This is a genomic window from Tellurirhabdus rosea (assembly GCF_026278345.1).
In the GTDB taxonomy this organism is placed as follows: domain Bacteria; phylum Bacteroidota; class Bacteroidia; order Cytophagales; family Spirosomataceae; genus Tellurirhabdus; species Tellurirhabdus rosea.
Genome location: NZ_CP111085.1, coordinates 1,021,775 through 1,039,741, shown reverse-complemented (window position 1 = coordinate 1,039,741; position 17,967 = coordinate 1,021,775). Strand labels below are relative to the sequence as shown.

Genomic DNA, 17,967 nt, shown 5'->3' with positions numbered 1-17,967 from the left:
CAGTAATTCGTGCCGTACCTGATCTTCTGTGGATATACAACCGCTTCCTGCTATGTCTGAAACTTCCCTGCCTCGCCGCGACGTGCTGAAAGGTCTGCTGGCTACCGGCCTTGCGGCGGCCCTGCCCCAACCGGCCGAAGCCGCTCCCCGGGCCGTGAAACCGTTCGGAGTGCATGTTTTTTCCAAACACCTGCAATTTCTCAATTTTACCGAACTGGCAGCCGTCGCCTCGGATATCGGCTTTGACGGCGTGGACCTGACCGTTCGGCCCGGCGGACACGTGGAACCCGCACTGGCAAAACAGATGCTGCCGCGCGCCGCCGAGGCTCTCCAGCAACGGAATCTGCCGCTGCTGATGATGACCACGGCCATCACCGCCGCCGACCATTCGGCCACCCGCCCCATTCTGGAAACGGCGGCCCAGACAGGCGTGCGCTGCTACCGGACGGGCTGGCTGCCTTACCCGCCCAACCAACCCGTGGCGGCGACGATCTGGAACTACCAGCAGCAACTGACCGAACTGGCCCGACTGAACGAGGCGTACGGACTGGCCGGTGCGTATCAGAATCATGCCGGAACAAACTTCGGCGCGGCGGTCTGGGATCTGGCCCAGGTGCTTACGGCCATCAAAAGCCCGAATATGGGCGTTCAGTACGACATCCGGCACGCGACCGTCGAAGGCGGCATGAGCTGGTCGAATGGGCTGAAGCTGATCATGCCGCACATCCGGTTTCTGGCCATCAAGGATTTCGTCTGGGAAAAACGGGACGGTAAATGGCAGGTCGTCAACGTGCCGCTGGGCGAAGGCATGGTCGATTTTAAATCGTTTTTTGCCCTCCTGAAAGCGGCCAACTTCCACGCCCCCATTTCGCTGCACCTCGAATACCCGCTCGGCGGCGCAGAACACGGCAACAAAACCCTCACCATTCCAAAGGAAAAAGTATACGAAGCCATGCGCCGTGACCTGGAAACCCTCCGCAAAATGCTGCCCGTTAGCTAAAGAAAGAAAGGGAAAAACGTTGAAAGTTGAAGGTTGAAGGTTTAACGTTGGACGCTGCGCGGCTATGCCTTCCACGTTAAACCTTCAACGTTAAACCATAAACAGAATGAAGCCAACCTACGGGCTGTTTCTCTGGCTGGCGCTGGCCTGCGGGGGGAAGAATACGTCGTCTAATGTGCAATCGCCGGGAGCCGAAAAATCGACCAAAACGAAGGTGCTGGAGGCCGGGGCGGCGGCGCTGCAGGACAAGACACCCCTGCGCCGGATGGAGATCTACCTCAACGGCTTCCACTTTTACAACGGACATCTCGACGGCCAGATGGAAGCCCACCACTACTGCACCAAGCTGAACGAGGACCTGACGCAGTGCGTCATTTTCGACGGCAACGGCAAAGACGCCAAAATCATGGGTGTGGAGTACATCGTGTCCGAACGGGTCTACCGGATGCTGCCCGAAGACGAGAAAAAACTCTGGCACAGCCACCACCATGAAGTGAAAAGCGGAACGCTGATTGCCCCCGGTCTGCCCGCCGCGGCCGAGCATAAGCTCATGGAAACCATCGTGACGACCTACGGCAAAACCTGGCATACCTGGCATACGGATCAGGATTTGAAGCTGCCGATGGGTAGTCCGGCCCTGATGATGGGCTTTACGAAGGACGGACAGATCAAACCCGGCCTGGTGCAGGACCGCGACAGGCGTTTCGGCGTCTCGACACCCGAAAAACGGGAACAGCGTCGCGACATTCCCAACCCGCCGGTAATTCCCGGCGCGAATTCCTGGGAAAAGGGCGAGATTATCCAACTGCCGGCGCTGAGCGGCAAAGGCCACCAGCACGTAAACCAGCAGAGTTTTAAGAAATAAGTATTCCGAAACGGCCCGTCTTTGCCGACTCCGGCCAGTTTCTGAGGAGAACTTTTATTTTTGCCCGAATGAGCGGATTCTCTTTTGCCGCGCTGTTTGACATGGACGGCGTTCTGGTCGATAACCTGAATTACCATGTCCAGGCGTGGCGCACTTTTGCCCACCACCACGGGCGCACCCTGACGCTGGAAGATTATTTCCGGCACGTCAACGGACGGGTCGCGGCCGATGCGCTGCCGTTTGTCCTCGGGCGCGACCTGAGCCGCGATGAGATCGTGGCGTTTACCGAAGAAAAAGAAGCCACCTACCGGCAGCTTTACGGCCCGGACCTTCAGCCGACGCCCGGCCTGATTCCGTTTTTGCAGACCCTCAAAACTTCCGGAACGGGGCTGGCCGTGGGGACTTCTGCCCCGTTCAGCAACATCGGTTTTACCCTCGACGGCCTCCGCATCCGGTCGTATTTCGACGCCGTTGTCGATGCTTCCATGATTTCCCGCGGGAAGCCGGACCCCGAAATCTACCTCCAGGCCGCCGAACGGCTGGGAGTGCCGCCATCCCGCTGCGTGGTTTTTGAAGATGCCTACTCGGGCATCGAAGCGGGGCTGCGGGCCGGGATGAAAGTGGTTGCGCTCGCCACCACGCACACGCCCGGCGAACTGGCCGGCTGCGGGGCGCATCACATCATCCCGAACTTTGAGGCCGGTCTGGAACGGGGTTTACACCGATTGGACAACTGGCTATGAACGTAGGCATCGAAATTGGCGGCACCAAACTGCAGGTGGTGTCGGGCAACGGGCAGATCGAACAGCGTTTCCGGTTTGCCGTGGATAAGGCCCAGGGCGCAACGGGCATTCTGGAACAGATCGAACGTGCCTTGACGCAGGTGAACGGGCAAATCGACGCCGTGGGCGTCGGCTTCGGCGGACCCGTGGACGGACAGACGGGCCGGATCACCACCTCGCACCAGATTGACGGCTGGACCGGATTCGGCCTCGCCGACTGGCTCCGCGAACGGACCCGCTGCCCGCAGATTCGGGTGGAAAACGATGCCAACGTGGCCGCTCTCGGCGAGGCCCTGCACGGAGCCGGGCGCGGTTTCAGGCACGTTTTTTACGTAACGCTGGGCAGCGGCGTCGGCGGAGGCATGGTCGTCGGCGGCCAGATTTACCGGGGAGCCATGCCCGGCGAGGCCGAAATCGGGCACCTCCGGCTGGATCGGTACGGCAAGACTCTGGAGTCCGTCTGTTCGGGCTGGGCCGTGGACCGCGAAATCCGCCGGGCGCTGGATGAACTGCCCAGCGAATCCCTGCTGAAACGGCTCGTGGGTGAGCAGACCAGCGGTGAGGCCCGCTTTCTGGGAGAAGCCTGGGCGCGGGGCGACGGCACGGCCCGCCGGATTCTGCACCGGCTCTGCGATGACCTTGCCTTTGGACTGTCGCACGTGGTTCACCTTTTTCATCCGGAGGTGATCATTCTCGGCGGCGGGCTTTCGCTCATCGGCGAACCCCTGCGGGCGGGCGTCGAGAAAATCCTGCCGGACTACGTCATGCAGGCGTTCCAGCCGCCCTCGGCCATCCGGCTCGCCAAACTGGGGGAAGATGTGGTGCCGATGGGGGCCCTTTCGTTGTAAACAGTCAAATCCGCCGCGTAACGGCGAAATATCACCCCGTTTTTCTGCGGGCCATCACTTTCAAAAAAACAGCATGAACTACTTCCGAACCTACCTCGACCAGCATCACCGCACCCTCGAATCCATTCCGACCGACCGGGTGGCCCAACTGGCCGACATCCTGAAAAAATGCTGGTCCGAAGACCGCCAGCTTTTCGCTTTTGGCAACGGCGGGAGCGGCACCAACGCGTCCCATTTCATTACCGATCTCGGGAAAAGTGCTTCCGACAAACAGGCCGGACAGAACGGCCTTCGCCGGTTTCGCTGCTTTTCGCTGAGCGATAATGTGTCGTGGATCACGGCGCTGGGCAACGATTATGCCTACGAAGACGTGTTTTTCGGCCAGCTGCAAAACTACGGCCGTCCGGGCGACGTGGTGCTCACCATGAGCGTTAGCGGCAACTCGCCCAACGTCGTTAAAGCCGTTGAATGGGCCAACGAAAACGGCCTGATCACCATTGCCCTCGTCGGCGGCAAACGCGGTCGCCTCGCCGAAATCGCCCAGGAATCCATCGTCATCGAAGACACCCACTACGGCCGCGTCGAAGACGCACACATGGCGATCTGCCATATGCTGTGCTATTGCTTTATTGAATGACTGAATGATTGATTGACTGAATGACTGAATAGCTTCGCAAATCATAACTTGGCGGAGCTATTCAGTCATTCAATCATTCAACATTCAATCATTCTTTCTCAACTGTACCGGTCATTCCGCCACGGGTATGCCGTGTTGGAGTAGCCGCGTTCTTCCCAGAAACCTTTGCGGTCGCCGGCCAGGAATTCGATGCGTTTGATCCATTTGGAGCCTTTCCAGGCGTAGAGCTGGGGCGTAATCATGCGGACGGGTCCGCCATGTTCGAGCGGCAGCGGGGCGCCGTTGAAGGTATGGACGAGCAGCACGTCGGGCTTGAGGGCTTCGGCCAGTGAGAGGTTGGTGCAGTAACCGTCGTAGCCGTAGCACATGACGTGCGTAGCCGTTTCTTTGGGCATCACCAGCGCCGCCAGATCCATAAACCGAACGCCCACCCAGGGCATATCCAGCTGCGACCACGTCGTCACGCAGTGGAAATCGCTGACGTCCTCCGTCTGCGGCAGGGCCATGAAGTCCGGCCACTTGAGCCGGGTCGGATTCTCCACTTCCCCGTCCAGATTCAGCTGCCACTTGTCTGTCGGGATGTTGGGATGATAGCCCAGGTCGAGGACGGGCCATTTTTTAGTGACCGTCTGACTTTTGGGAATTTGGGGCATGCCGTGGCGGTTTGGCGGGCCGGAGCCAAGCGGCTTATCGTCGGTCATGGACGGCGTGCTGGCCATCTGTTCTTCAAAACGGCGCTTGAGTTTCATCCGCGCCTCGATGATGCGGTCGAGTTTGGCCGTTTGTTCGGGAGACTGATTGGGTTCCATGAGGATAATCAGGTTGTGTAACCGTTATACAACCGCCGATGGAAGCGATATGTTGACGATCGCGCAGCATGAAGCGGAAGTCGTCATAAACGAGCGAATTACTGAGGAACGAAGTAAAGACAAGTTACCCCAAAACATAGTTTAGTAATTCACTTTCTATCCTGCCGTATGAACTCTTTGAACCTAAACGCGCTGAAAGACAGACTTACCCTGCTGTGGGCGAGGTCCGTATTTCCCCGATTGTACCCTTCGTTCAAATGGCTGCAGGCGGTGCTGAGCATCACTTCTGTCCTGGGAGTGGGCCTGCTGCTGATTCTGCTGGCGACGGTCCTCTTCAACGCCTCCGATCAGTTTACGGACCTGCTGATTGCCATGCGCCTTGACTGGAAAGCCCTGATTACCCGCGAAAATACCGTTTTTTCTCAATGGTGGCGGATCATCTTTCGGGATTCTGCATTCGTTTTTGCCCTGCTGGTCTGGTCGCTGTCGCTGGCGTTTACCTCCCGCTGGTGCCTTTTTGTGGCCAATGTACAGCCTGTGCCCGTCCGGAAAGAATACCCGGCGCTGGCGGACCGGGTTCACGGACTGCAATTGTGGCTGATGGTCAAAATGCCGCGTCTGATGGGCGCATTTCCTTATTTCATCATGCTGGTTTCGATGACGGCGGTGGTTGTGCAGGCCGAAAACAGGCACTGGTCCGACTGGTTCTGGCCCGCCATTTTCCTGCTTTTTATCGGCCTTGACGCCCTGCTGCTGCAAGCCATCTACCGACGGCTGATCCGTAGCGATAAATCGGCTTCCGGGGAGTTTGTGAAGGACATTAACCAATTCGGGCCGCAGGACCCGGGCGTGTACCCGCTTTTCAAAAAATGGGTGCATCTGCTGATCTGGCTTAACCTGGGACTTCTGCTCGTTTTCGGACTGCTGGATTACAATTTTTTTGTAAAAGACCTGCGGCTCAACTGGGCTGCTCTGCCGGGATTTGGCAGCCTGTTCGTTTTCGCTCTGGGAGGATATACCCTGCTGTTGATGTGGATTCGTCACCAGTTGCGGGCCCGCCAGATCTCCTTTCTGGGAGCCATTGTGTGTCTGGCGGGGCTTATTTACGTTTTCGGTTTCAACGTGTACCGCCGGACGATTCGCCTTGCCAAACCGCCGCTGCCGGAACGGGTGCAGGACATCCGGTATGTCGATAACTGGCTGCTGGATACCAGCAAGGGCAATGAGCAGATCCTTCCCGTTTTCATCGTTGCGGCGGAAGGAGGCGGCAGCCGGTCGGCCTACTGGACGGCCGCCGTACTGGCAAAGCTGGACAGCATTCCCCGCTTTCGGGAACACCTGCTGGCTATTTCCGGCGTGTCTGGCGGCAACGTCGGAGGTTCGTTCTTTATCTCCGCGCTTGAAGATGTGCCTGACCGGAAGGAGGTGCCGGGGAAGCTTGCCAAAATTGCCGGAAGTGATTTTCTGTCCGGTCTGGTCGGGGCGTTCTGCTACCCGGACGCCTTGTCCGGCCTTTTCTTTCCGTTCATCCCCGCGCTGGACCGGGCCCGGCGGCTGGAGGACAGCTTCTCGGACGCTTACTACAACGTGACCGGCGCGGCGACGCTGGATTCGGGTTTTGTTGCCCTGTACCGGAACGAGGACGGTCGGAGTCCCGCCAGGCCCCTGTTACTGCTGAATTCAACGGTGGTGGAAACGGGCAAGAAAGCGGTATTTGCGCCGGTAAAGCTGAGTCCGCGCTTTTTTTATGACGCCCGCGACGTTTTTGCGGACACCCGGAAAGACATTCCCCTCAAAACGGTCATGGGCCTTTGCTCGCGGTTTCCCGTGGTGACGCCCGCGGGAACCGTTCCGTTATACCCGAAAGGCTCGTATCGCCTGGTGGACGGCGGCTATTATGAAAACACCGGATTGCATACCGCTTACCAGCTACTCCAACTGGTGCAAAGCCGCAAATCGGCGCTGAAGGCGAAACTCGGGAATAAGATCATCAAACCTGTGGTGCTGTTCATTCAGAACGGCGACTACGAACCGGAAAAGGACAGCCGGGCCAAAACCGATTTTGCGCCTGCCTCGGCCTTCCTGAACGCGTGGAGCAATCGGGGACCGGCCACCATCGGGGATTTTAACGCCTACCTGGCCGCCGATACCAGCAACGCGGAACTACAGGTTTTTCGGTTGGTGAGAAAAGACCGCCAGATCATTCCGCTGGGCTGGTATCTGTCCCGGGCGGCGCAGGAAACCATGACCCGGCAGGCGGCCGACCTCCGGCAGTCCGGACTTAATCAGAAAGCGTACGAGACGGTAAGGAAGGCGCTTTGATTAAAGTGACTCAACAAAAAAGCCCCGGAGCGTTCCGGGGCTTTTTTGTTTGTTATCCGACAATCAGGACAATTGGCGTTCCTTCACGTCTGCGCTTTTGCGGCGACGGTTTTCGGCAAAAAACGCCAGCCCGATAAACGCCACCAGCAGAATGGAAGCTACCAGGTCGATGGTCTTCCCGGCCGAAATCGAAACCGGGTCGAAGCGGAAGACGATGGTGTGTTTTCCGGCGGGGACGCGCAGAGCCCGCAGCACGTAATCGGCCCGCAGGTGCGGTACTTCCTTACCATCGATGGTCACTTTCCAGTCATCGCGGACGTTATAGTAGATTTCGGAGAAAACCGCTAACTGCTCGGTACGGGCGTTGCTCTCGTAGGTCAGTTCGTTGGGCTTGTATTTCGTCAGGCGGATGGTGTTGGCGGCGGAATCCGGCTGGATGGTCAGGCCCTGCAACTGGTCGGCGAACCGTTGATCGACCACGGCCGTGCGGCGCGGGTCGAGCGCATCCATCGCTTTCATCTCGGCATTGGCATCGGGCACCAGCCGGTACTCGTTCACAAACCAGGCGTTTCCGTACGCGCCGGGGTTAAGCTGGGCGGTGGGCGCACCGGGCTGCCCCTGCGCTCCCTGTCCCTGGCCGAGGATGTACCGGGTGTTCAGCATGTCCACGACTTTCTGGTTGTTGCGCCCCGCTACCTGATATTCAATCAGTTCCTGATACCGCCGCATTTTGGCCGCGTGATAACCGCCCAGCGATTTGTGGAAATAGGAAGCCCGGGCGTCACTCATGAAACTGGTGGTCAGGTCCAGAACGCGGAAATTCGGGTCTTTGTCGGCCAGAATCTGCTCGTCGGCCGGAGAGGGGGCCAGGGTCTGCTGAATGGCGCTTTTGCTGATAAAATCATCGTTGTTCAAATACCGCTTGTCCACGCCAAACAGGTCGAAAATCACCAGCAGGAGCAGGGCGGGGTAGAGGACGCCCGTTTTCAGCTTGTCGCGCAGATACAGCCACAGCAGCCCGCCCGGCAGCAGAATGAGCACGGCCGAACGGAAAGCATCGGAGCGGAACAGGCCAATCCGGTCGTCGATCAGCGCCGCCATCACCTGATTGGCCAGCTCGCGGTTCTGGAAGCCCTGTTCCAGACTGGCCACAAACTGCTCGTCGTTCACTCCGCGGAAGGAAGCAAAGACCGTCGGCACCAGCGCCATCAGCAACGAAAGCCCCCCCGTGACGCCCAGACTGATGAGCAGACTGCGGTTGATCTCGGCCAGCGGCTGTTTTTTCTCCAGCAGCTGTTTCAGCCCGACCATGCCCAGCACCACCATCGGAATCTGCGCCAGCGAAAGCACCATCGTCACCGCCCGGAATTTGTTGAAACCGGGGAAGTAGTCGAAGAAGAAATAGTTGACCGCTTCGAAGTTTTTACCCCAGGACCAGACCACGTACAGCACAAAGGTCGCCAGCGCCCACCATTTGAGCGGGCCGCGAACCGTCAGCAGACCGAGCACAAACAGGAACACGACGATCGCCCCGGCATAAGCAGGCCCGCCGGTCGCGTAGATAACGCCGTGGTAAAGCGGAATCTGCTGGATAAACTGCTGCGCCATTCCGGCATCCACGCCGATGGACGTCAGCTTTTTGTAGGTTTCGGAGTCGGTTGTCAGCGAGCCCACGGAGGCGCCGCCCGCGAAGTTGGGCACCAGCAGCGTGAAGGTCTCGCCTTTTCCGTAGCTGTATTGAAAAGCGTAATCCTTGTCCAATCCGCTTTTGGGGCTGGATACCTTTCCGGCCGCGTCGCCGGGGGCGTTGGGCGGGGCAATCGTCAGCTCCGACTTCCCGCGGGTGGTCACCGTTGAATAATCGGCGGCGCTCCACAGACGGGTCGTGTGCGTACCGACGGCGATCAGCGCGGCGACGGCCAGCGAACTGCCCGCCAGCAGCAGGTGCCGGATGCGGCCTTCCCGGATGGCTTTGACGCTTTCGAGGGCAATAAAAATGAGAATGCCTACCGCCAGATAATACGTGATCTGGATGTGGTTGGCGTAGAGTTCAAGTCCGAGGAAGAGGGCCGTCAGGGCTGCTCCGGCCAGATAACGACCCCGCAGAGCCAGAATGATGCCCGCCAGCACGCCGGGGGCGTAGGCGATGGCCAGTACTTTGGAGACGTGTCCGGCTTCCAGGCTCAGCAGGTGGTACGACGCAAAGCCGTAGGCCACGGCCCCCAGCGCCGAGAGCCAGACGCCCATGCCCAGCGAAACCATCAGGATGTATCCGCCGAGCATGATGAGCCAGAGGTAGTTGGCCGGGTCGGGGAGGAGAAGATTGATATATTGGCCGAGTTTGGTGGTCAGGCTGGTGGGATAATCCCCGGCAATCATGTACGTCGGCATCCCGCCGAACATGGAGTTGGTCCACCACGACCGTTCGCCGGTCTGTTTATGAAACTCGACTACCTCGCGGGCGGCCGACACGGATTGAATGATGTCGTGCTGGTTGAGCCGTTTGCCGTTCAGGACGGGCGAAGCGTAAAGGATAGCCAGAACCGCAAACCCGATGACGGCGAACAGGTGCGGCAAAAAACGTTTAAAATTCATAAAAGCTCGTTATTCGGTCAGGCCGAGGAGGCTGGTTTTGGAAATAACGAGTAAAGAAACACTTTTTTTACCAATGTGCCCGAATTTAAGTGCTCAGAGGCCCTTGCGGTTCCGGACGTAATCCGACACTTCGTCCAGTACGCGGTCTGCTTTGCGCAGCACCCGGATCAGGAGGAAAAGTCCGTAAACGAGCAGGACGGTAAGGGCCAGGCTAAGCAATTGGGCGGCCAGAAGGGCCCAGTCGGAATGGGAAAACATAAGCGGTCTTATTTTTTTGCGCCTTTGAGGTCTTCCAGCGTCCCCGAAATCCGGGTTTTGAAGGGACTGTTTTTGAAGCTGTTGTCTTCGCTGATGAGTTTGCAGTCCAGAATTACCTCGTAGGGCGTGTTTTTCTTTTCAAAAAGGGCTTTCCAGACCACGTTATCCAGCTTGTTGGGCCGCATCGTTACCGGAAAAACGACGGGGGTTACGGCGTCCTTGGCAATCCGGATGTCGTCGGACTGGGTGCCTTCCGCAATGACCTCACCGTCTATGCTGACGGTGTATTTGGTGTCCCGGAATTTGAAGGGAAACTGATTTTTGTTGGTAATGTCCACTTTCACGGCCAGATCGGTCCGCTTCAGGCCCAGCTTCCCGAGGTCTATTTCTTCAATTTTGACCTTCGGAATGTAGTAGACGGGCAGTTTTTTGCTCGTGTTGACGCTGAAGGTCCGCTCGCCCATGATCGGCACGTCCATGTCGAAGGTGGACTGAATGCGGTAATCGACGCTGTCGACGCCCTTGTTTTCCAGCGTTTTCAGCACTTCCGTCATTTTTTTGAGATACACCTTGACCGGCATCTGGACCAGTGTGCTGTCGTCGGACTCCACCTGAATCGTCTTCCGGTAGGCGTCCTCGGCCACTAGCGCGTCGCCGATATAGACTTTGTAATCGACTCCCTTCGCCTTGAAAGCGACCGGCAGCGGGTTATCGATGAGCATTTTCATGGTCATGTCCGCCCGTTCGCTGGTGATGTTCGTAAACTCGAACGAACTCATTTCGAGGCGCGGTTTCAGGGCCGTTCCGTACGGTTCGTCGTCGGCCCGGTTCTTCTGCTTCTGATACCAGAAATAAGCTCCGCCTAAACCGATTAATAACAAGCCCACAACAATCCAACTTCCTTTTCTCATAATGAATAGCTTAGGTACTTGTAAACTGTCCGGACTGCCCGGCTGTTCGACGCCGCGGGCCGCGTAATGACAAAAAAAGATGAAAGGATTCGGCGGGCTGGTTTTGATGATGCTTCTGGCGGGCTGCACCGCCGGGCGGACCATCCGTATGGAGCAGGTGCGAAATTTTGCGCCGGACCGCCCGCAGCAGTTGCTGTTTCTGGACCTGTTGATTACGCGGGAAGGCGCCGCCGGACCCGAAATGGTGCAGATAATCAACGCGGTAGCGGCGGAAGGACTGTGCCGGGAATGCGGGCAGGCGGCCTTTCACGGCGGTTACCGGCTGCTGTGTACCTACCAGTACAGCGACGGCCGGCCGCCCGTGACCGAAACCTATGAGCACCCCCTGCTGCGTACGGTAGAACTTTTTGACCCGGACGGTAGTCTGGACCGGCGTCCGGTTTCGGCCCGGGAGGGACACCTTTCGCTGCGTATTCAGTACGACCGTTCGCTAACTCGGGTGGAATTGTTCAGCCAGACACCCGACCGGGGACCGCATCGCATCCACTCCATTCGTATAAAACCATGAAGTACTACGTTACCAGTCTGCTTTTTCTGTGGCTGGTGGAAGCCACGCAGGCGCAGCGGTTTCCGGTTGATACGCTGCAAAAAACAGGGCCGTTACCGAACCGAGTCAACATTGTCATCGTCGGCGACGGGTTTACGGCCCAGGAAATGAACGCCTTTTCGGAGGCGGCCCGCCGCTTCATGAACGCCTTTCTGGAGTCGGCTCCTTACCGGAATTACCAGCAGTACTTTAATTTTTTTGCGATTCAGGTGCCCTCGAAGGAAAGCGGAGCGACCAATCCCGGCACCGCCCCCGACGCCTATCCGGACCAGCCCGTCGAAACGAAGGACACCTATTTCGGCGCGTCGTTTGGTGCCCTGAATATTCACCGGCTGGTGGTCGTTCAAAAATATTCGGCGCTTACGAATGTTCTGGCCGAAAACTTTCCGGCCTACAGTCAGGTGGTGGTTATCGTCAACTCGCCCTGGTACGGCGGTTCGGGCGGACCGCATACCGTGTTCACGCTCCACTCCACGGCGTACCTGATTGCCCTGCACGAAATGGGGCACTCGTTTGGCTTTCTGAAAGATGAGTATTGGGCCGGTGAGCAATTTGCCGCCGAAGCGCCCAACATGACCCGCAACAGCAATCCGGCGACCGTCGTCTGGAAGGCCTGGCTCCAGACGTTCAATATCGGCGTTTTCGGCCACGGAACGGGCTGGTATAAACCCACCAGCCAGCAGTGCCTGATGGAGCGGCTGGACCAGCAGCTGTGCGCGGTTTGCCGGGAGGCTACCGTGCGCCGCATCCTGCAGCGGGTCAATCCGGTGGAAGGCTACAACCCTGCCACCAGCGGCCCGGTCGTCGTCCGAAAGCCCGAAACCTTCCGGCTGAACCTGCTCAGGCCGTTCCCCAACACGCTGCGCGTGGAGTGGCGCCTCGACGGCGCGCTGGTGGGCCGCAACACGGACGAGGTGACGCTTTCGCCCGCTCAGATACCCAATCGCACCGGGCGGCTGACGGCTACCGTGGCGGACACAACGGACCTGATCCGGATGGAGGGAGGCCGCCCGTACCTGACTTACAACCGGGACTGGAATCTGGACCGACCGCTGGACACGCTTCGGGTACGGGTAGCGGCCGCCCGCAATCCGGTTTGCCTCGGGAGTCAGACGGTGCTCACCGCCGAAGGTTGCCTGCAGGGAACCGTTGTCTGGTCAACGGGGCAGAGCGGCCCGACCATCGCCGTGCAGCCGACCGCACCGACCACCTACACGGCCACCTGCTCCGTCGGCGGGGCGTTCGTCGTGATTCCGGGCCAAATTACGATGAACGTGAGCCCACGACCGGACATCCGGGCGACCAACAGCGGCCCGGCCCTGGAAGGCGAAACGGTAACGCTGACCGCCACGGGAGGGATTTCCTACGCCTGGACGGGCCCCGATGGCTTTGTGTCGGCGGCGGAAAGTCCCCGGCTTTCGAACATCCGGATGCGGCAGGCGGGTCAATACGTGGTGGAAGGGATAAACGCGGACGGATGTCAGGACACGGCCCGCACGACGGTCGTAGTGTCGCCCCTGCTTCAGCTGGAAGAGCGGCTGCCCGTGGGCGTTATCCGAGTGTATCCCAACCCGGCCCGCGACCTGTTAACGGTTGAAACGTCGCTTTCCGGCGAAGTCCGGTTTCAGCTCTTTGACCTGAGCGGAAGACTGAGAATAGCCCGGACCTTTGAAAGCAACCTTACGATGCCGCTGGCCGATCTGGCAAAGGGCGTTTACTTCTACCGGATCACCCAACAGGGGCGACAGACCACCGGCAAGGTAATGGTGGAATAACCGCGAACGCCCCTTTTTGTCCGCATTGGGAAAAAGGGGCATTCGCAGCCGGAAGGCGTTTGGCCGCAGCCTTACTTCATTTTCACAATCGTCACGCCCGCGCCGCCCCGGTCGGCATGTTCGTCGTGCATGCCCGCCACCTGCGGGAACGTGCGCAGCTGCTGGCGGATGAGATTGCGGAGAATCCCGTCGCCTTTGCCGTGCACAATGCGCAGTTCGGGATAGCCCAGCATGATGGCGTTGTTCATGAAATTGTCCAGTTCTACCATCGCCTCCTCGCCGCGTTTGCCGCGAATGTCGAGGTTGAAGCTGAACGTCATCATTTTCTCGTTCAGGTCAATGCCCGTCATTTTCGGCTTCGCGGACTCGCCCGTGGCATCGCGGTACGCTTTCCGGCTTACTTTTTCGAGTCGGGCTAGCTTGATGTTCGATTTGAGGTCGCCAATCCGGATTTCAACGTCCTTGCCTTTCAGCGCGAGCACTTCGCCCACCGCCGTCTGGCCCTTGATGCGGACGTAGCTGCCGATCGTAATGGCCCCCGATTCGAGCGTATATTCCTCTTCGGCCTGCGGTTTGGGTTCATCGACCAGCACCTCGGTTCTCAGCGCCTGTTTCTCAAACTTCTCCAGCTGCTGCCGGACCTGCTTCGTCTGCTCGCGTTCCGCGCCTTTCTCCTTGATTTCGCGGATGGTGTTCTCGATCCGCTGGTTCGCTTCGGCCACCAGCGCCTTCGCTTTCTGCTTGGCGTCGTTCAGGATGCGCTTCTGCTCGTTGTCGAGGCGGGTTTGGAGGGCGGTCGTTTCGGCCAGCTGCTGCGCCAGTTTGCGCTGGTTGATGCTGACTTCCATGTTTTTCTCCGAAAAGACCCGTTTTTCGATGTCCAGCTCTTTCAGCAGTTTCTCGAAATTCACCTGCTGGGTGCCGAGTTTCTCTTTCGCCCGTTCGATAACGGCTTTCGGCAGACCTATTTTGGTGGAAATTTCGAAGGCAAACGAACTCCCCGGCCGACCGATTTCCAGCTCGTACAGGGGTTCGAGGTGTTCGCCGTCGAAGCGCATGGCTCCGTTGACCAGCCCCGGCGTTTTGTCCGCAAACATCTTCAGGTTGGTGTAGTGCGTGTTGATGACGCCGTATGCGCCTGATGCATTCAGCTGCTCCAGAATGGCTTCCGCAATGGCACCGCCCAGACTCGGCTCCGTCCCCGTCCCGAACTCGTCGATCAGAAACAGCGTCCGTTTGTTCGACAGCGTCAGGAACGACTTCATGCTCATCAGGTGCGAACTGTAGGTGCTGAGGTCGTTCTCCAGCGATTGCTCGTCGCCGATGTCGATGAACAGGTTCTGGAAAATGCCCGCCGTCGAGCCTTCGTAGACCGGAATCAGCAGGCCGCACTGCACCATGTACTGCAGCAGCCCGATGGTTTTCAGCGAGACGGACTTCCCGCCCGCATTCGGCCCCGAAATGAGCAGAATCCGCTGTTTGGAGTCCAGGCGAATGGTCAGCGGCACCACCTTTTTGCCCTGTTTTTCGAACGAAAGGTGCAACAGCGGATGGCGTGCGCCCTGCCAGTCGACCATCGGCTGGTTGACCAGCGCGGGCAGTTCGGCGTTCAGTTGCAGCGCCAGTTTCGCTTTGGCCCGGAAAAAGTCGATCAGGCCCAGAAACGTCGTTGCGCGGTGCAGGTCCGGCAAAGAGGGCCGCAGCGTATCCGTCAGTTCGCGCAGGATGCGGTGGACTTCGCGGCGTTCCTCGTACTCCAGTTCGCGGATTTCGTTGTTGGTATCGAACACTTCGGCGGGTTCGATGAAGACCGTCTGTCCCGTTGCCGATTCGTCGTGGATGAAGCCTTTGAGCCGCCGTTTGTGCTCGGCCGCCACCGGAATCACCATGCGCCCGTTCCGGATGGTCAGCGACACGTCGTCGGCCACCCAGCCCTGCTGTTTGGCGTTTCGGAGCAGTCCGTCGAGTTTTTTGCGCAGTCCGGCCTGTTCCGAAATAATGCGGCGGCGCAGGTCGGCCAGCGTGGGGGAGGCGGAGTCGCGGACCTTGCCCCGGTCGTCGATGACGCGCTCGATGGCATCGGTCAGTTTTTTATCGACCGAAATAATGCCCGCCTGCTCGGCCAGATACGGGTACGACTGCCGCCGGTCGTCGTCCAGAAAGCGCAGGCACTGCTGGATGGTCCGCAGGGTGAGTTTGAGGTCAAAAAACTCCTCTTCCGTCAGCATAAAACCCTCGATGCGGGCTTTTTCGAGTTGCGGGCGGATGTCGAGGTAGTTGGTCGACGGGAAGTCCGTTTCGTACTGCACGATGGTTTTGAACTCCGCCGTCTGCCGCAGCATTTTTTCAATGAGCTGGAAATTCTCCGAAAACCGGATTTTTTCCACGTACGTCTGTCCCAGCGGGCTCAGGCAGGCCTGCCGCAACAGTTCGCGTATTTTATCGAAACCTAGTTTCTGTTCGAATGACTCAGGATAAAGCATTTAGTCAGTATAGCAAAGGCAGGGTTGACGTTGCTGCCGTAATGAATAACGTTTTTGGACAAAAGCCGGTTCTTTATGCGTTAAAAGAAACGAAAGGCCAAATCAGGCCGCAAAGGTACGGCTTTGTCCTATTTTTGATTCTTAATTTATTGAGGTGATATTGCCGTACAGGGCGCCCAACCACACTCCGTTTTTCCCATGAAACTCATTGAATGCCCGCGCGACGCCATGCAGGGCCTGCCGCACTTTATTCCGACCGGGGAGAAAATCCGTTATCTCAATACCCTGCTGAAAGTGGGCTTCGACACGCTGGACTTCGGCTCGTTTGTTTCGCCGAAGGCCATCCCGCAGATGCGCGACACGGCCGACGTGCTGGCCGGACTGGATTTAACGGACACCCGCACCCAACTGCTGGCCATTGTAGCCAACGGGCGCGGAGCCGAGGATGCCGTGCGCCACGAAGCCATCCGCTACCTGGGCTTTCCGCTCTCCGTTTCCGAAACTTTCCAGTTGCGTAACACGAATAAGACCATCGGGCAGGCGTTTGCGGAGGTGGAAACCATAAACAGACTTTGTCGGGAAGCGGGCAGGGAACTGGTGGTGTACCTGTCGATGGGCTTCGGCAATCCGTACGGCGACCCGTACAGCCCGGAGATTGTCGGACAGTTCTCCGAACGGCTGATCGATTTGGGCGTCCGCATCATCGCGCCTTCCGACACGGTGGGGTCGTCGACGCCGGAGGGCATCGAATCGCTGTTCCGGCACCTGATTAGCCGCTATCCGGAGGTTGAGTTCGGGGCGCACCTGCACGCCCGTCCCGGCGAAACGGCCGAGAAAGTCCGGGCGGCCTGGCGGGCGGGCGTCCGCCGCATGGACGGTGCGCTGAAAGGCTTCGGCGGCTGCCCGATGGCCAAAGACGATCTGACTGGAAACCTGGCGACCGAGGAAATGATTGCCGTGCTGGAGCAGGAAGGCGCGGACATGAACCTCAACAAAGCCGCCCTGGCCGAAGGCGAACGGCTGGCTTCCGAAATCCTGTAAGACGGCTTTCCGGCGGTGGTTACATGAAGGTCTGCTGAACTTCTTCCTTCACGGCGCGCAGGGCCGGGCCAACGGGCTGGGCGTTCTGCTGGATGACCTTGTCGAAAATCCGTTTGGACAGATCAATCGCCGGGGCTTCGGGGGGCACTTCGGCGGCCGCCTGGTTGATCAGCGCCATCACTTCGTTCATGGCCGAGGTGATCAGGTCCCAGGTCGGCTGGCTCATGTAGATTTGCTGCGAAAGGTTGTGGTTGAACTCTTCCCGGATGTCGCGCAGCAGCAGTTGCTGCAGGTCGAGGGCGGTGGGTGCCCCGTTGGCCAGCCGGAGCAGCAGGTTGTTGGGGCTGATCCGTTCCAGAAAAAGCGTCATACGCTCGTACGCCTGCAGTCGGATGGGCGTTATGGCTTCGCTGTTGCGGGAGCGTACCTCTTCCTGTTTCTGTCTGAACTCGCGGTCAATCATCACCCGGACCGTCAGGTACATGCCGTAGAGGACAAGCCCGGCGGGAATCAGCAGTTTGAGCAATTCGGCAATCACACTCATGGACAGAAGGAATTAAACAGGGGCAAATTTTGTAAATTAGCCGTGCAAATGAAAATGGTATATGGTTTCTGAGGGACTGGAGCGTCCGATATTGATAACGTCCGAGGCGCATAAACAGATTACCGAAACGCTGAAAGCGAATAAAATTCCGGAAACGTACGGGCTTCGGGTGGGCGTACGGGGCGGCGGGTGCGGCTCGTCGTGGCAACTCGGCTTCGACGAACCGGGGCCGGCCGATCAGGTCTATGTTATTGACGGTGTGCGCGTTATTATTGATGTCAAACACCTTCTGTACGTCCTGGGAGCGCAGGTCGGCTATGAAGCTTCGGAAGACTGGCGGGGCTTTACCATCACGAAGGCATCCGAGCTGGAAAAGAACCCGCAGTAACTGACTAATTTTTTCTGCTGTCTGATATTGTCTGGAACGGTTGCCCAAACGGTCCTTTAATCGCTTTTTCATCCCGTTCGTCTCTTTTCGGTATGTCTGATA

At 58.5% G+C, this 17,967-nt stretch carries 16 protein-coding genes; 10 read left to right on the top strand and 6 right to left on the bottom strand.

Annotated elements, in window-relative coordinates; all coding sequences use genetic code 11:
- The first annotated feature begins 52 nt into the window (after positions 1–52).
- The 5 genes from ORG26_RS04260 (at position 53) to ORG26_RS04240 (ending at position 4,132) form a co-directional block, all read left to right on the top strand.
- A complete protein-coding gene (locus tag ORG26_RS04260) occupies positions 53–1,000 on the top strand; it encodes a sugar phosphate isomerase/epimerase family protein (protein ID WP_266367288.1) in 948 nt (315 codons plus the stop codon).
- 106 nt (positions 1,001–1,106) lie between these two features.
- Complete coding sequence (locus tag ORG26_RS04255) at positions 1,107–1,865, top strand: OBAP family protein (protein ID WP_266367287.1); 759 nt, start codon at positions 1,107–1,109, stop codon at positions 1,863–1,865.
- A gap of 68 nt (positions 1,866–1,933) precedes the next feature.
- Positions 1,934–2,608, top strand: a complete 675-nt coding sequence (locus ORG26_RS04250; RefSeq protein ID WP_266367286.1) for an HAD family hydrolase — start codon at positions 1,934–1,936, stop codon at positions 2,606–2,608.
- Positions 2,605–3,495: an ROK family protein gene (locus ORG26_RS04245; RefSeq protein ID WP_266367285.1), complete on the top strand. Its 891-nt coding sequence runs from the start codon at positions 2,605–2,607 to the stop codon at positions 3,493–3,495. Before ORG26_RS04250 ends, ORG26_RS04245 begins: the two co-directional genes overlap by 4 nt.
- Positions 3,496–3,568: 73 nt before the next feature.
- The gene (locus ORG26_RS04240) at positions 3,569–4,132 is read left to right on the top strand and encodes a D-sedoheptulose-7-phosphate isomerase (RefSeq protein ID WP_266367284.1); all 564 of its coding nucleotides are present in this window, start codon (positions 3,569–3,571) and stop codon (positions 4,130–4,132) included.
- Positions 4,133–4,230: 98 nt separating this feature from the next.
- Here the strand turns inward: ORG26_RS04240 and ORG26_RS04235 are convergent, their stop codons facing one another.
- Entirely contained in the window at positions 4,231–4,941 is a 711-nt protein-coding gene (locus tag ORG26_RS04235) for a molybdopterin-dependent oxidoreductase (protein ID WP_266367283.1), read from the bottom strand.
- A gap of 168 nt (positions 4,942–5,109) precedes the next feature.
- On the opposite strand from ORG26_RS04235, the gene ORG26_RS04230 reads away from it, so the two are divergent.
- Positions 5,110–7,263, top strand: coding sequence for a patatin-like phospholipase family protein (locus ORG26_RS04230; RefSeq protein ID WP_266367282.1), 2,154 nt, complete (start codon positions 5,110–5,112; stop codon positions 7,261–7,263).
- A 63-nt stretch (positions 7,264–7,326) separates the two neighbouring features.
- Here ORG26_RS04230 and ORG26_RS04225 read toward each other — a convergent pair whose 3' ends face one another.
- From ORG26_RS04225 to ORG26_RS04215, 3 genes are all read right to left on the bottom strand, one after another.
- Positions 7,327–9,858, bottom strand: a complete 2,532-nt coding sequence (locus tag ORG26_RS04225; protein WP_266367281.1) for a YfhO family protein — start codon at positions 9,856–9,858, stop codon at positions 7,327–7,329.
- Positions 9,859–9,951: 93 nt separating this feature from the next.
- Positions 9,952–10,116: a hypothetical protein gene (locus tag ORG26_RS04220; protein WP_266367280.1), complete on the bottom strand. Its 165-nt coding sequence runs from the start codon at positions 10,114–10,116 to the stop codon at positions 9,952–9,954.
- Between the two features lie 8 nt (positions 10,117–10,124).
- Positions 10,125–11,027 (bottom strand): LEA/WHy family protein, encoded by a 903-nt coding sequence (locus ORG26_RS04215; RefSeq protein WP_266367279.1) that lies wholly within the window; start codon positions 11,025–11,027, stop codon positions 10,125–10,127.
- A gap of 79 nt (positions 11,028–11,106) precedes the next feature.
- On the opposite strand from ORG26_RS04215, the gene ORG26_RS04210 reads away from it, so the two are divergent.
- Complete coding sequence (locus tag ORG26_RS04210) at positions 11,107–11,595, top strand: hypothetical protein (RefSeq protein WP_266367278.1); 489 nt, start codon at positions 11,107–11,109, stop codon at positions 11,593–11,595.
- Positions 11,592–13,409, top strand: coding sequence for a M64 family metallopeptidase (locus ORG26_RS04205; protein WP_266367277.1), 1,818 nt, complete (start codon positions 11,592–11,594; stop codon positions 13,407–13,409). The genes ORG26_RS04210 and ORG26_RS04205 overlap by 4 nt, the downstream gene beginning before the upstream one ends.
- Before the next feature lie 71 nt (positions 13,410–13,480).
- On the opposite strand, the gene ORG26_RS04200 is transcribed toward ORG26_RS04205, so the two are convergent.
- On the bottom strand, positions 13,481–15,892 hold the full coding sequence (locus ORG26_RS04200; RefSeq protein WP_266367276.1) for an endonuclease MutS2: 2,412 nt from the start codon (positions 15,890–15,892) through the stop codon (positions 13,481–13,483).
- Positions 15,893–16,090: 198 nt separating this feature from the next.
- Between ORG26_RS04200 and ORG26_RS04195 the strand changes: the two genes are divergently transcribed.
- A complete protein-coding gene (locus ORG26_RS04195) occupies positions 16,091–16,933 on the top strand; it encodes a hydroxymethylglutaryl-CoA lyase (RefSeq protein ID WP_266367275.1) in 843 nt (280 codons plus the stop codon).
- 19 nt (positions 16,934–16,952) lie between these two features.
- Here ORG26_RS04195 and ORG26_RS04190 read toward each other — a convergent pair whose 3' ends face one another.
- On the bottom strand, positions 16,953–17,477 hold the full coding sequence (locus ORG26_RS04190) for a DUF7935 family protein (protein WP_266367274.1): 525 nt from the start codon (positions 17,475–17,477) through the stop codon (positions 16,953–16,955).
- A 61-nt stretch (positions 17,478–17,538) separates the two neighbouring features.
- Between ORG26_RS04190 and ORG26_RS04185 the strand changes: the two genes are divergently transcribed.
- On the top strand, positions 17,539–17,865 hold the full coding sequence (locus ORG26_RS04185) for an iron-sulfur cluster assembly accessory protein (protein WP_266367273.1): 327 nt from the start codon (positions 17,539–17,541) through the stop codon (positions 17,863–17,865).
- The last annotated feature ends 102 nt before the right edge of the window (positions 17,866–17,967 follow it).